This window comes from Methylobacterium sp. E-016, assembly GCF_022829745.1.
In the GTDB taxonomy this organism is placed as follows: domain Bacteria; phylum Pseudomonadota; class Alphaproteobacteria; order Rhizobiales; family Beijerinckiaceae; genus Methylobacterium.
In genome coordinates this window covers 130,810-144,548 of record NZ_JAKSYF010000078.1, presented here as the reverse complement: position 1 = coordinate 144,548, position 13,739 = coordinate 130,810, and the positions used below count along the sequence as shown (strand labels likewise).

9 protein-coding genes are annotated in these 13,739 nt (G+C 73.0%); 5 read left to right on the top strand and 4 right to left on the bottom strand.

Going from position 1 to position 13,739, the window contains the following annotated elements; all coding sequences use genetic code 11:
* Nucleotides 1–191: 191 nt before the first annotated feature.
* On the bottom strand, nt 192–1,253 hold the full coding sequence (ruvB, locus tag MKK68_RS08845; RefSeq protein WP_244029907.1) for a Holliday junction branch migration DNA helicase RuvB: 1,062 nt from the start codon (nt 1,251–1,253) through the stop codon (nt 192–194).
* A 266-nt stretch (nt 1,254–1,519) separates the two neighbouring features.
* Here ruvB and MKK68_RS08840 point away from each other — a divergent pair, with 266 nt between their 5' ends.
* Complete coding sequence (locus MKK68_RS08840; protein WP_244029905.1) at nt 1,520–4,276, top strand: autotransporter domain-containing protein; 2,757 nt, start codon at nt 1,520–1,522, stop codon at nt 4,274–4,276.
* Here the strand turns inward: MKK68_RS08840 and MKK68_RS08835 are convergent.
* Nucleotides 4,264–4,578: a hypothetical protein gene (locus MKK68_RS08835; RefSeq protein ID WP_147728504.1), complete on the bottom strand. Its 315-nt coding sequence runs from the start codon at nt 4,576–4,578 to the stop codon at nt 4,264–4,266. The genes MKK68_RS08840 and MKK68_RS08835 overlap by 13 nt on opposite strands.
* A gap of 81 nt (nt 4,579–4,659) precedes the next feature.
* Nucleotides 4,660–6,351, bottom strand: coding sequence for a gamma-glutamyltransferase (gene ggt, locus MKK68_RS08830; protein WP_409567202.1), 1,692 nt, complete (start codon nt 6,349–6,351; stop codon nt 4,660–4,662).
* A 340-nt stretch (nt 6,352–6,691) separates the two neighbouring features.
* Here ggt and MKK68_RS08825 point away from each other — a divergent pair, with 340 nt between their 5' ends.
* The 3 genes from MKK68_RS08825 to MKK68_RS08815 are packed head-to-tail and all read left to right on the top strand — an operon-like array spanning nt 6,692 to nt 9,149.
* A complete protein-coding gene (locus MKK68_RS08825) occupies nt 6,692–7,111 on the top strand; it encodes an FKBP-type peptidyl-prolyl cis-trans isomerase (protein WP_147728502.1) in 420 nt (139 codons plus the stop codon).
* Between the two features lie 33 nt (nt 7,112–7,144).
* Nucleotides 7,145–8,530 carry a Wadjet anti-phage system protein JetA family protein gene (locus tag MKK68_RS08820; protein WP_244029903.1) on the top strand — a complete coding sequence of 462 codons (1,386 nt, stop codon included), beginning with the start codon at nt 7,145–7,147 and terminating at the stop codon, nt 8,528–8,530.
* Nucleotides 8,523–9,149, top strand: coding sequence for a DUF4194 domain-containing protein (locus MKK68_RS08815; RefSeq protein WP_244029901.1), 627 nt, complete (start codon nt 8,523–8,525; stop codon nt 9,147–9,149). The genes MKK68_RS08820 and MKK68_RS08815 overlap by 8 nt, the downstream gene beginning before the upstream one ends.
* A gap of 1 nt (nt 9,150) precedes the next feature.
* Here the strand turns inward: MKK68_RS08815 and MKK68_RS08810 are convergent, their stop codons facing one another.
* Nucleotides 9,151–10,017, bottom strand: coding sequence for a sialate O-acetylesterase (locus MKK68_RS08810; RefSeq protein ID WP_244029900.1), 867 nt, complete (start codon nt 10,015–10,017; stop codon nt 9,151–9,153).
* 161 nt (nt 10,018–10,178) lie between these two features.
* Here MKK68_RS08810 and MKK68_RS08805 point away from each other — a divergent pair, with 161 nt between their 5' ends.
* Complete coding sequence (locus MKK68_RS08805; RefSeq protein WP_244029898.1) at nt 10,179–13,619, top strand: SbcC/MukB-like Walker B domain-containing protein; 3,441 nt, start codon at nt 10,179–10,181, stop codon at nt 13,617–13,619.
* The last annotated feature ends 120 nt before the right edge of the window (nt 13,620–13,739 follow it).

The following is a 13,739-nucleotide window of genomic DNA, read 5'->3' as shown; positions in this document are numbered from 1 at the left end:
TATTCGCAATGCCTTGTTTGGTTTATGGCGGTGGCATGTGACAAGTTTCCGAACCGCGTCCTATGCCGACATGGCATAGCTGAACCGGTGGAACGGCATGCGTCGACGGCGTTGCGCCGCGGCGGAACTCGATGAAACGCGACTTCGTGTCCCGTCCTCGGACGGTCGCTTCGGCAATGCGACGGCACGGACTAGGTCTCGGGCTCGTCCTCGACGAAGAGACCGATCTGCGTGATCGGGTCGCGCTTGGGCATCGCGAAACCCATGTGCTTGAAGGCATGCTGCGTCAGCACCCGCCCGCGCGGCGTGCGCATCACGAAACCTTGCTGGATCAGGTAGGGCTCGATGATGTCCTCGATCGCGTCGCGGGGCTCCGAGAGCGCGGCCGCGATGGTCTCGATCCCGACGGGGCCGCCGCCGAAGGATTTCGCGATCATCGTGAGGTACTTTCGGTCCATCACGTCGAGGCCGACGGGATCGACGTCGAGCAGCTTCAGCGCCCGGTCGGCGATCGCCCGCGTCACGGTCGGCGCCTCGGCGACGACGGCGAAGTCGCGCACCCGCCGCAGTAGGCGGCCGGCGATGCGCGGGGTCCCGCGGGCCCGCTGGGCGATCTCGTTCGCGCCGTCGTCGGACATGCCGAGCCCGAGCACCCGCGCGCCGCGGCTGACGATGAGCTGCAGCTCGTCGATGTCGTAGAATTCGAGCCGGATCGGGATGCCGAAGCGATCGCGCAGCGGCGTCGTCAGCAGGCCCGCGCGGGTGGTGGCGCCGACGAGCGTGAACTTCGGCAGCTCGATCTTGACCGAGCGCGCCGCCGGCCCCTCGCCGATGATCAGGTCGAGCTGGTAATCCTCCATCGCCGGATAGAGGATCTCCTCCACCGCCGGGTTGAGGCGGTGGATCTCGTCGATGAAGAGCACGTCGCGCTCTTCGAGGTTGGTGAGCTGGGCCGCCAGATCTCCGGCCTTGGCGATCACCGGCCCGGAGGTCGAGCGGAAGTTCACGCCGAGCTCGCGCGCCACGATCTGCGCCAGGGTGGTCTTGCCGAGGCCAGGCGGCCCGACGAACAGGACGTGGTCGAGCGCCTGGCCGGTCATCTTCGCCGCCTGGATGAAGATCTCCATGTTGGCGCGCGCCGCCCGCTGCCCGATGAACTCGGACAGGCTCAGCGGACGGATGGTCTGATCGACGTCGTCGGCCCGCTTCTCCGGGTCGAGGATCGCGCTGGTCAGGGGTTTCGGCTTGCTCATGGAGCCTCGGCTGGGGATGCGATCCTCCTAACCCGCGCCCGCGGCGATGTCTAAGCGCGCCTCGCCGCCGTCGGATCGTCCGGCCAAGCCCGAAAAACAACCCTCGATTGTTTTTTCTTCGGCATGGTTGAGGTCGCGTTAATCGTTTCCCGGCCTCCTGGCCCCTGTCTTCACCGCCGCCCCGTGCCGTCGTTCCCGGCACCGGACCGACGACCGCGCCGTCGCGCGATCGCCGGATCGTCTCTTCGCGCCTTCGGATGGGCCGCATGCCGCACCTCGTATCCTGCCCGCCGCGCCGTCGCCTCCTCGCCACGACGGCGGTGCTGCCGCTGATCCTCGGGGCAGCGTCGATGGCGGCGCCCGATCCGGCCCGTGCGGCCTGCGTGGCGACCGCGACGGGCCTCGCCTGCGACGGGCCGGACGACGCGACGCTGGCGAGCCCGGTCGTCGGTCCCGGCGGCCTGTCGAAGGCCGGCACCGGCCGCGTCCTGCTCTCGGCCGCCAACACCTATGCCGGCGGCACCAGCCTCTCGGCCGGCACGCTCGCGACTTCCGCGCCCGGAACGCTCGGCGCGACCGACGGCGCCTTGCTGGTCTCGGGCGGGCGGCTCGACCTCGGCGGCACGGCCCAGGCCGTCGGGCTGGTGCGGCTCACCGGCGGCACCATCGCCGACGGGACGCTGCGCGGCTCGGTCTACGACGTGCAGTCCGGCGGCATCGAGGCCGCGCTGACCGGCCCCGGGCCGCTGGTGAAGACCGGCGCCGGCACCGTGACGCTGTCCGGCGCCAACGACTTCTCCGGCGGCACCCGCGTCGATGGCGGCACGCTGCAGCTGACCGGGAGCGGTCGTCTCGGCGCGGCGGACGCGGCCCTCGTGGTCGGGGGCGGAACGCTCGATCTCGGCGGCACCGCCTCCAGCGCCGGCCCGGTGGTGCTCACCGCCGGCACGATCCGCAACGGCACGCTGCGCGGCGCGATCTACGGCCTGCAGAGCGGCACCGTGGACGCGGTGCTGTCGGGCCCCGGGACGCTCGCCAAGAGCGGCGACGGCACCGTCCTGCTGACCCAGGCCAACAGCTACGCCGGAACCACCTCGGTCACCAACGGGACCCTGCGCGCCGGCATCGCGGGCGCCCTCCCCGCGGGCAGCGCGCTCCTCGTCGCCGGTGCCGGGACCTTCGACCTCGCCGGCTACGACCAGAGCGTCGCCGCGCTGAACGGCGACGGTCGGGTCTCGCTGGGCGGAGCCACCCTCACCGCCGGCTCGAACGGCACCGACGCGCTGTTTTCCGGCACGATCGACGGCACCGGCACCATCGTGAAGACCGGCGCCGGCCGCCTCGACCTCACCGGCGACAGCCCGTTCGCCGGCGGCGTGACGGTGGCGGAAGGCCGCCTGCGGGTCGGCGGCGACCTCGGCGCGGCCGATGTCGGCGTCGCCTCCGGCGCGACGATCGAGGGCATCGGCACGCTCGGCGGCCTCAGCGTCCGCAGCGGCGGCCGTGCGGCGCCGGGCTACGACGGGATCGGCACGCTGTCGGCCAACGGCAACGTGCTGTTCGAGGCAGGCTCGATCTTCCAGGTGAAGGCGGATGCGGCCGGCAACAGCGACCGGATCGCGGCGGGCGGCGTCGCGACCCTGCGCGGCGGCCTCGTCGACGTGCAGGCGCAGCCAGGCGCCTACAGCGCCAACACCACCTACACGATCCTCACGGCAGCGGGCGGCGTGCAGGGGCAGTTCGCCGCCGTCACCTCCAACTTCGCCTTCCTGACGCCGTCGCTGACTTACGCGGACGACGCGGTGCAGCTGCACCTGACCCGCAACGACCTCGGCTTCGACACCGCCGGCGCGACGGTGAACGGCGTCGCCGCCGGCCGGCGCGCGCAGTCGCTCGGTGCCGGCCAGGCGGTCTACGACGCGGTCGGCCCGCTTTCCGCCGCCCAGGCCCGGCAGGCCTTCGACGCGCTCTCGGGCGAGGTCCACGCGAGCGCGGTCACCGCGCTCGTCGAGTCCGGCGGGCTGGTGCGCGAGGCGATCCTCGATCGGATGCGCTGGTCGGACGGCGCCGGCCTCACCTGCACGCCGGCCGCGCCCGGCCTGCCGACAGAGCGTGCACCGATCGCCCGGGTGCCGCTGAACTCCGTGCCCGAATGCGGCACGGGCCTCGGCCCCGGCGGCCTCGACCAGCGGATCGTCGGCTTGTGGGGCCAGGGCTTCGGCAGCTTCGGGCGCACCGGCTCGGACGGCAACGCCGCCGCCCTCCAGCGCAACACCGGCGGCCTCGTCATCGGCGGCGACGTCGCCGCGAGCGACCTGATCCGCGTCGGCGCCGCAGCCGGCTACACCGACACCGCCCTCGACATCCCGCTGCGCATGTCGAGCGGCAACGTCCAAACCGGGTTCGGGTCGGTCTATGCCGGCATCGGCCTCGGCGCGCTCGACCTGCGGATCGGCGGCCTCTACGGCATCAGCGACACCGAGACCCGGCGCGACGTCGCGTTCGCCGGCTTTCGCGACAGCGCCCGCGCCTCTTACGGCGGCAGCGTCGCGCAGGGCTTCGGCGAAATCGGCTACCGCATGGACCTCGCCGGCCTGACGCTGGAGCCCTTCGCCGGCGGTGCGGTGATCCGCGTCGGGCAGGACGCCTTTTCCGAGACCGGCGGCGCAGCGGCGCTCACCGGCGCGGCGCGCGACGCCACCGTGTCCACCGCGACCGCGGGCGTGCGGGCCGAGGCGCGGATCGATGGCTTCGTCGGCGGCCTGCCGATGCTGCTGCGCGGCCTCGTCGGGTATCGCGGCGCCTTCGGCGACGTCACCCCGAACGCGCTCCTCGCCTTCAATGCCGGCGGCGTCTCGGCGCTGACCCGCGGCGCGCCGGTCGACCGCAGCGCCGTGCTGCTCGAGACCGGGTTGAGCTGGATCGTCCTACCCTCGACCACCGTCGGCCTGTCCTATGCCGGGCAGATCGGCGCCCGCGCCCAGGACCACGGCGCCAAGGGCAACCTGACCTACCGCTTCTGACGCCGCCACCACGCGACGAGGGCGGCCCAGGTCCTCTCGATCCAGCGGGCGGCCTTCTCCAGCGGCACCTTCAGCCAGGGCACGTCCTGCGCCAGAAGCGCGAGGCCGAGCGGCAGCATCCACAGGCCGAGCACCGGCAGGATCGAGAAGATCCCGCCGAGGATGAGCAGCAGTGCGGCCCCCACCCGCAGCCACAGGCGCGACGGCTCGCGCAGCCAGCCGACGGCGCGCTGCAGCGGCGCGGGCAGCTTTTGGGAGAGGTGCGCGACGCGCTGGTCCCAATCGTCGGGTGTCGGGTTCATCCTCCAGGAACGCACCAGCGACGAAAACGTCGCCGGATTTTCTCGGTCCCGGTGTGCGGACGGGGCAGCGTCGGGCGCCGCTCAGTAGCCCAGCGCCAAGCCGGTGTTCCGGCGCGGGTCGTTCGCCCCGTAGAACCGGTTCGCCCCGACCGCCTTGCCGCCGAGCACCGGCGCGCCGATCAGGATCGCGGCGAGGTGGTTGGCCGGCTGCGGCCCGGCGAAATGGTGGCCCATGCCCTCGAGGATCCTGCGGGTGTCGGGCGAGAGCGCGAACCGCTCGACGTTGGTGACGTCGGGCAGCCACTGGTTGTGGATGCGGGGCGCGTCGGCCGCCTCCTGCACGTTCATGCCGTAATCGACGACGTTCAGGATGCTGTGCAGCACCACGGTGAGGATGCGGCTGCCGCCCGGCGTGCCGGTGACGAGGACGGGCTTGCCGTCCTTGGTCACGATGGTCGGGCTCATCGAGCTCAGCGGCGTCTTGCCCGGCGCGATGGCGTTGGCCTCGCCCTGCACCAACCCGTAGATGTTCGGGACCCCGACCTTGGCGGTGAAGTCGTCCATCTCGTCGTTGAGCAGCACGCCGGTGCCGGGCACGGTGATGCGCGCGCCGAACCAGTCGTTCAGGGTGTAGGTCACCGAGACCGCGTTGCCGGCGCCGTCGACGATGGAATAATGCGTCGTGTTGCTGCCCTCGTGCGGCGGCACCCCCGGCTTGAGCCGGCTCGACACGCCGGCCTTGCCCGGATCGATCGCGCTCCGGATGGTCGCCGCGTAGGCCTTGTCGGTCAGGCGCGCGGTCGGGTTGTCGACGAAGTCGGGATCGCCCAGGTAGCTGTTGCGGTCGACGTAGGCGTGCCGCATCGCCTCGATCTCGTAGTGGATCGCCTGCGCCGAGCCCCAGCCGAGATCGCCGAGGGGGTAGCCTTCGAGGATGTTCAGCATCTCGCAGATGACGACGCCGCCCGAACTCGGCGGCGGAGCCGAGATCACGCGGTAGCCGCGATAGTCGCACTCGACCGGCTTCAGCTCGCGGGTGCGGTAGCGGTCGAGGTCGGCCTGGACGATCAGGCCCTTGCCGGCCTGGCTGGAGGCCACGATCGCGCTGCCGACCGGGCCGCCGTAGAAGCCGGCCGCGCCGTGCTCGGCGATCGTCCGGAGCGTTCCCGCGAGATCCTTCTGCTTGAGCGTCCGGCCGGCCCGGAACGGCGCATCGCCGTCGACGAAGATCGCGGCGGAGGCCGGATCCCTGCGCAGGTCCGGGGTGGCGATGGCGAACATGTCGGCGTCGCCCTGCTCGAGGACGAAACCGCCCTCGGCGTAGGCGATGGCCGGGGCGATCAGGTCGGCGCGGGCCATCGTCCCGTAGGTCTCGAGCGCCGTCTCCAGGCCGGAGACGGTGCCCGGCACCGCCACGGCGAGGGGGCCGCTGACGCTTAGGCCCTTGATGACGTTCCCGTCCCTGTCGAGGTACATGTCGCGGGTCGCGGCCAAGGGCGCCTTCTCGCGAAAATCGAGGAAGGTCCGGCGCCCGTCGGCGAGCTGGACGGTCATGAAGCCGCCGCCGCCGAGGTTGCCCGCGGCCGGGTAGACCACCGCCAGCGCGTAGCCGACGGCCACCGCCGCATCGACGGCATTGCCGCCGCGCTTCAGCACGTCGACGCCGACCTGGGTCGCGAGGTGCTGCGCGGTCACGACCATGCCGTGCTCGGCCACCGCGGGCGCGATCGAGGCCGCTCGGGCCGGCATCGCGAGGGCGAGGATCGCGAGCATCGACGCGACCGCCCGGGCCGGCCTGCGGTGCGACCCAGCCGTCTGCGTCGGGCCAGGGCTGCCGTCCGTTCGATCCAGGCGCATCGTCGCTCCGAGGAAAGTTGGTAAGGCCGCGCTCGCGGCCCGGGCGGTGGAATGGGCCGCCAAGGTTGGCGCCGCGTCAACCGGCGCCGGGCGAAAATCGCGAAGGGCCGCCTCCCGCCCCGCAAGCCGCGTTCCGTGCCCGATCGCGGCGTGCGCCGACGGCGAAAAGCCCCGCCGGCTGGCCTCGGCCCCGGCCCTGCTGTTAAGAGGCCCCTCGACGGGCGGCCCGAAAGAGGCTCGGCCCGACGGAGGAACGATGCCTCGCTTTATTCTCCCCATCGCCGGAGCCGTGCTGATCGCCATGACCGCTGCCGCCAACGCCGACTACACCACCCTGCCCTCCGGCCTGAAGTATCAGGACGAAGTCGTCGGCACCGGGCCCGAGCCGAAGGCCGGCCAGAAGGTGACCGTGCAGTACACCGGCTGGCTCGACGACGCCGGCAAGAAGGGCAAGAAGTTCGATTCCTCGCGGGATCGCAACCAGCCCTTCACCTTCACCCTCGGCGCCGGCCAGGTCATCCAGGGCTGGGACCTCGGCGTCGCCACGATGAAGCAGGGCGGCAAGCGCACCCTGGTGATCCCGGCCGAGCTCGGCTACGGCGCCCGCGGCGCCGGCGGCATCATCCCGCCCGGCGCGACACTGATCTTCGACGTCGAGCTTCTCGGCGCGAAGTAACGCGGACGGCTGCGCGAGCGGGAGTTCGAGACGATGCTGTTCGCGCAGCTTCCCGACGACCTGTTCCGGCCGCTGGCCTCGCCGAGCCGGGCCTTCAACGCCGCGCTGCTGCTGCACCTGCACCGCAAGGTGATGGGCACCAGCCCCGACCCGGTGCGCAAGGCGGAGCTGCTCGCCGCCATCGGCGACTTCTCCGCCGACTGGGCGCTCGACCAGCAATCCGACGACGAGCCGGTGCCGGTCGATCCGATCGAGCGGCGCTCGGCGCTGTTCCGGCGCTTCCTCGAGACCGGCTGGCTGATCGAGCGGCGCGAGCGATACGTGCCGGTGGTCGATTTCGACCCCGAGGCGCGGCTGCTGCTCGAGGAGCTGTCGCGGATGGAGCGCGGCGAGACCCGCTCCTACGGTGCCGCGATCCTCGACGTGCTCGGAAGCCTGGAGAGCGCGATCACCAACCCGGCCGACCGCTCCGAGGCGCTCGGCAATGCGGCCCGCGCGGCGCAGGCCTTCCTCGGGCACGTCCGCGGGCTGGCCGGCGCGATGCGCAAGATCGAGGAGCGCATTCTCCACGAGGAGGATATGCGCGCCGCCTTCCGCCTCTACTTCGAGGACTTCGTTGAGCGCCACCTGATCAGCGACTACCGGACGCTGCACACGCGCTACAACCCGTTCCGCTTCCGCTCGGCGATCGTGCGCGAGGCGGGCCGCGCGCTGCGCGATCCGCTGCTGATCCGCGCGCTCGCCGAGGCGATCCTGCGCGAGGGAAGGGCGGCGGAACTTCGCGTCGCCGAGCGCGGCGTGCGCGCCGACCTCACCCAGATCCTGTCGATCTTCGAAGGGCTCGACCGGCACCTCGACGCCGTCGACGACGTGGTCGCGCGGATGGAGCGCCGGATCGCGGCCGCCGTCCGCTACATGGACCGGCCGGATTCGGCCGGGATCGAGCGCACGGCGGCGGCCCTGCGCGCGGTCGGCGCCGCGGCGGTCGCACCGGACGTGGCACCGGCGATCTCGCTGCTGCGCCCGCCGATCGGGACGCCGCACCTCGCGATCCCGCGCGGGCGAAAAGTCCCGATCGAGACCGAGGCGCTGCCGGATTTCGAGATCGATCCCGCGATCGAGGCCTTCGTCGAGGCGAAGGCGGCCTATCGCCGCCGCACCACCGTCACGGCGGAGACGATGACCGCCTTCCTCGACCGCCACCTCGGGCCCGACGGCACCCTGCGGGGCTCGGCGATCGCGGTCGCCGACGTCGACGCCTTCGTCGTGTTCCAGCGCCTGCGCGAGATCGACGTGCTGTTCGAGGGCGCGCTCGGCACGCGCTACACGATCGCCCGCGTGGAGGGCCGGCTCGCGAACGGCTGGCTCGACTGCCCGGACTTCGTCATCCGCCGCATCTCGGGCGACCGGCATGCTTGAGCCGTTCCGCGCCATCGTCGACGGCGAGGAGCCGCCCCCACCCGGCGCCCGCGCGCCCGACGTGGAGGAGCTGACCCGCGCGCTCGCGGTGCTGCTGAAGGGCCAGGTGATCTACGCGAACACCCCCGGCATCGGCCGCAGCTACGAGCTCGCGCGCCACTACGCCCCGTTCTTAACCGACTACTTCGCCTGCCTCGGCTACGCGCTGACCGTGTCGCACCGCGACCAGATGGTCTCGCTCACGCTGGCCCAGGACGGCCCGCGTCACGACATCGTCGCCGAGCGCCTGCGCAAGGACGAGACCCTGGTGCTGCTGGCGCTCCGCCTGATCTACGAGGAAGGCTTGCGCGATCACCGCGTCTCCACCGACGGGCTCGTCGAGTGCACCACCGACGACGTCACCGAGCGCATCCGCACCGCCGCCCGCAGCGATCCGCCCGAGGAGACGCGGCTGATCGAGATCCTGCGCCTGATCGCCCGCCGCGGCGGGCTGCGGCTCGGCGAGCGCGACAGGGCTGAGCGCGTCACCCCGGTGAGCGTGCTGCCCGGCATCCTGGTGCTCGCCTCGGACGCGTGGCTCGACCGCCTGCGGGCGTGGTCCGAGGCGGCCGAGGGCTGAGTCAGGGCTTCGCCGCCCGTGGCGCGGGCAGCAGCGTGCGCAAAGCCTCGAAGTAGCGCCGACCGAGGATGCGCTGCGAGGCCGCGTCGAAATGGATCTTGTCGCCGGGGTTTCCGGTTAGCCCGTCGGCCGAGACGTCGACCGTCCGCGGCACCGTGTCGGCGAGGTGCGCGAGCGCGTCGAGGATCGCGGTCTGCGCGGGCGTCGGCTTCACCCATTCCGGCTCGAAGCGCCCCGTCACGAACGGCGCGTTCCGCGCGCCGCCGATGCGGGCGCGGAACGCGGCGACGGTGCGCGTGAGCCGCGCGGCGTAGTCCGAGCCGGACAGCGCGCCGACGTCGGCCTCGCCCTGGTGCCAGAGGATCGCGGCGAGGCAGGCGTTCGGCGCGGCGGCGAGCGCCGCGTTGGTGCGCATCACCGCAGCCTCGAACAGGTCGTCGCCGGGGTTCCAGCGGCCGTTGGCGAAGCCGGTGCCGCCGACGGCCACGGGCACGAGCAGGATCCGGCGGCCCGGCGGCCGCGCGGCGATGTAAGCGCGGGCGAAGCTCAAGCCGAGGCCGACCCGCCCCGCGGCGGCCCCCGGATGCAGGAGCGGATCGATCGCGGCCACGATCCGGCCACGGCCGCCGGCCTGGCTCCACTGCCCGATGCGCGGATCGGGCGTCCCGTCGAGCGCGGCGTCGAAGCCCAGGCCGAACCCGACCATGTTCGACTGCCCGGCGAGCAGCACCACGTCGGTGCCCCGCCCCCGATCGGTCGGCCTGCAGACCCACGCCGTCGCGGGCGACGCCAGCGCGAGGCCGACGAGGGCCGAAACGCCGAGCCTCGTGGCCCGGCGAGGACCCGTGCGCTGCGTTCTCAAAATCATGGCTGCCGTGCCCGCGCCCCCGGGATCGCGGGGCTTCCGGCCCCCCTCTACACCGAAAACCCGCGGCGCCCCCGCCGTCCGTGCTCTGCGCGCCCTTGCGTCTGCCCGCGCGGTTGGCCAACTGGGCGCCCCCGCCTCACCCGGATCGGACCCGCCCCCCGGTGTACCGCCTCACCGACATCGCCCTTTCGAACTGGTACCTCATCCGGCGCGAGCAGATCCGGATCCGGGGCGCGGCGGCGCTCGTCGGGCCGACGGGGGCCGGCAAGTCGACGATCTTCGATGCGGTCGGCACCGTGCTGGCCGGCAACAATGCCAGCCGGCTGGCGCTGAACGCCTCGGCCTCGGGCCGCAGCGCACGCACCGTGCGCGACTACTGCCTCGGCTGGATCAGCGACCCAGCCGAGGGCGGGCGCCCGACGCGCGAGGCCTGCGAGACCGTCATCGCCCTGGTGTTCGAGAACGCCGAGAGCGGGCGCACGGTCTCCTTCGGGCTGGCGCTCGCCGCGCGGGCGACCGACCAGAAGGAGGAGGTGCTCTCCCGCTTCATCGCCACCGGGCACCGCTTCGAGATCGGCGACTACCTGCGCACCAATGCCGAGGGCAGCTTCACCGCGCCGTGGACCGAGATCGCCAAGGACCTGCGGCTGCGGGCCGAGCGCTTCGAGGAGTTCCGCTCCTCCGGCGAGCGCTTCACGGCGGAAGTGCTGGCGACCCTGCGCGAGGGTGCGCCGGCGCCGGACCCGCGCCACTTCCTGCGCACCTTCTCGAACGCGGTTGCGTTCAAGCCGATCTTCGATTCGAGCGCCTTCGTGCGCAGCTTCGTCCTCGACCCCGAGCCGCTCGACGTCGCGCGCGTCCGGCAATCGGTCGAGAATTGGCGCCGGCTGCTGGAGACGATCGAGGAGCTGGAGGTCAAGCTCGCGCGGCTGAAGCGTCTCGCCGGGCGCTACGAATCCTGGGCCGATGCGGTGCTCGCCTCCGGCATCCACGAGGCCCGGGCGGCCAGCGCCGAGCTGCGCCGCCGCTGCCACGATCTCGTGGCGGTGCGGGCCAAGCTCCGCGCCGGCGCCGAGCCGCTGCGGATCGCCCGCGAGAGCGTCGCCACGAGCCGCGGCTTCGTGCGCGACATCGACGGGGAGATCGCCGAGAAGAAGGCCCTCGTCGTCGGCGGCGCCACGGACGGGCGCCTGGCCGCCTCGACCATCGGCCTGTCGATGCTGGAGCGCGACCGGCGGGACCTGGCGGCCCGGGTCGCCGACCTCGTCGGCCTCGTCGGGCAGATGGGCAAGCTCCAGGCGGTCGCGCCGGTGCTGCGCCAGGTGGCGCCGCAGGCCGCGCGGCTCGCCGAGGCCTGCGCCCGCTCGGGGCTGCGCCGCGAGGCCCCGCCGGAGGAGACCCTGCGCCACGACGGGCCCCTCCCCGACCTGATCGAGGGCCTGCTGCGGCTGCCCGAGTTCGACGAGGCCCTGGACCGGGCCGCCGAGGACACGGCGCTGAAGGCCCGCGCGCAGGAGAGCGAGGCCGAGCGCTCGGCCCCCGCCCCGGCCGCAGGGCACGGCGCGCGGCTCTCCTCCGACACGGTCGCCTTCCGCGCCGAGCTGGCCCGGCGCAACATCGATGCCGTGCCGGTCTGCGAGCTCGCGGAGATCGTCGATCCGCATTGGGGGCCGGCGCTCGAGGGCCTGCTCGGCCGGGCGCGCGAAGCCCTCGTGGTCGCGCCCGACCGGCTCGAGGAGGCGCTCGGCGTGCTCCAGGGCAACCGCGACCGCTTCAGCCGCTGCATCCTGGTGAAGACGACCGACACCGCCGGCCAGCGGGCGCGCCGCTTCGACGACGGCCCGCTCTCGGTGATCGAGACCGACGACCCGCACGCCGCCGCCTTCCTCGGCGTGCGGCTCGGCGGCTACGATCTCGCCCGCGACGACGCCGAGCTGCGCCGGATGAGCCGCGCCGTGGCGCCGAGCGGGCGCACCACCGCCGGCATGGCCTACTCGGTGACCCGCTCGGTCGACCTGCTGATGACGCGCGGCCAGCGCGGCCCCACCGCCGAAGGCCGGCACAACCACGAGGTCGCGGTGGCGGAGGCCAAGCGCCTGCGCGGCGAGGCCGTGGTCCTGCGCGAGGCCGCGCGGACGGCGGCGGCGATCCGCGCGCGCATCGCCCGCGGCGTCGAGGATTGCGACGCCCTGCGCGAGGAGATCGACGGGATCGAGGGCCGCAAGCGCACGCTCGCCACCGAGCGCGAGGCGATCGAGAAGCGCGACACCGCCGGCCTCGCCGAGGAGATCAAGGCGCTCACCGCCGAGCGCATCGCCTACCTGCGCGAGCTCTCCGAGGTGCTGGAGCCGAAGCTCGACGGCCTGCTCGCTGAGGAGGCCGGGCTCAAGGCGCGGCTCGGGGCCGGGCGCGAGGCGGCGCGTGCCGCCTTCGCCGCCCGCCGCAGCGCCCTGCATAGGCTCGCCAGCGGGGATTGCCTGCGCATCCGCATGGTGCGCGGGCAGGTGTTCTCGGCCGCCCCCGTCCACGCGATCCGCGCGGAATTGGCCGGGCTGGAGGCGAAGGCGATCTCGGCTGCGGCGTCGGCCGAGCGCAGCCTCGCGCAGGAGGCGGCCGAGAGCGCGCGCTCGCACGGCCGCGCGGCCGAGCGCGACCTCGCCGAGTATTGCGCCCAGTGGCGGATCGACAACCCGCTCGGCCGCGGCGACGGCAACCGCGGCGACCAGCCGGCGACCTTGGGCTATGCCTGGGTCCGGCGCGAGCACGACGAGGTCGAGGGGCACGAGCTGCGCCGCTACCGCGCCCAGGCCGAGCGGGCGACGGACGAGATGCGCCGCCTGATGACGGAGGACCTGCTGACGCGGCTCGCCGACAAGTTCGAGCGGGTGCGCGCGCGGCTCGACGCGCTCAACGAGCGGCTCTCGACCCAGCGCTTCACCGGCCAGACCTACGCCTTCGAGGCCGTGGTCGACCGCCGCTACGCCGCCGTCCACGCGCTGGCGACCGAGGTGGCGCGCTCGCCCGACGCGGCCCAGGCGCTGCTGCCGGACGACGGCGAGGGCCCGATGGCCGCTGCGCTTGCCGAGGTCACCGCCCTGATCTCCGGTGCCGAGGACGCGGCACGCCTGGCCGACTACCGCAACTACTTCGTCTACGAGATCGGGATGCGGGACGGGGCGGGAAACCGCACCACGATGTCGAGCCGGGCGCTGCGCGGATCGGGCGGCGAGGCGCAGGCGCCGTTCTACGTGGCGATCGCGGCCTCGCTCGCCAGCGCCTACTATCCGGGCGACCGGCCAGGCGACGAGAATCCGGGCTTCGGCCTGTGCCTGCTCGACGAGGCGTTCTCGAAGCTCGACGTGCGCAACAGCCAGGCGCTGGTCGATCTCTACGCGGCGTGGGGGCTGCAGCTGCTCATCGCCGCCCCGGAGGACAAGCGCACCACGCTGACCGAGGTGATGGACACCATCGTCACCGTCTACAAGAGCCCGGATCTCGCCTCGGTGCGGATTGAGTCCGAGCACCCGCTGGAGGCGGCCAAGCGTGCGCTGCACGCGATCAATCCGGAGCGGTACGACGACGATCGCGATGCGGCCGAGTAGGCTGCGCGATCGCAATTAGGCACCGCCGGCGCGAGAACGATCGGGAGAACGTCCGGCCAGCGGTGCCAGCCAGACGAGAGGGGGGAACTCATCGAGCCGATTACATCCTAGGGTTTGCTC

Excerpts from the sequence above, each read along its gene's own strand:
- ruvB (WP_244029907.1), bottom strand. The coding sequence starts at position 1,253 with ATGAGCAAGCCGAAACCCCTGACCAGCGCGATCCTCGACCCGGAGAAG.
- MKK68_RS08840 (WP_244029905.1), top strand. The coding sequence starts at position 1,520 with ATGCCGCACCTCGTATCCTGCCCGCCGCGCCGTCGCCTCCTCGCCACG.
- MKK68_RS08835 (WP_147728504.1), bottom strand. The coding sequence starts at position 4,578 with ATGAACCCGACACCCGACGATTGGGACCAGCGCGTCGCGCACCTCTCC.
- ggt (WP_409567202.1), bottom strand. The coding sequence starts at position 6,351 with ATGCTCGCGATCCTCGCCCTCGCGATGCCGGCCCGAGCGGCCTCGATC.
- MKK68_RS08825 (WP_147728502.1), top strand. The coding sequence starts at position 6,692 with ATGCCTCGCTTTATTCTCCCCATCGCCGGAGCCGTGCTGATCGCCATG.
- MKK68_RS08820 (WP_244029903.1), top strand. The coding sequence starts at position 7,145 with ATGCTGTTCGCGCAGCTTCCCGACGACCTGTTCCGGCCGCTGGCCTCG.
- MKK68_RS08815 (WP_244029901.1), top strand. The coding sequence starts at position 8,523 with ATGCTTGAGCCGTTCCGCGCCATCGTCGACGGCGAGGAGCCGCCCCCA.
- MKK68_RS08810 (WP_244029900.1), bottom strand. The coding sequence starts at position 10,017 with ATGATTTTGAGAACGCAGCGCACGGGTCCTCGCCGGGCCACGAGGCTC.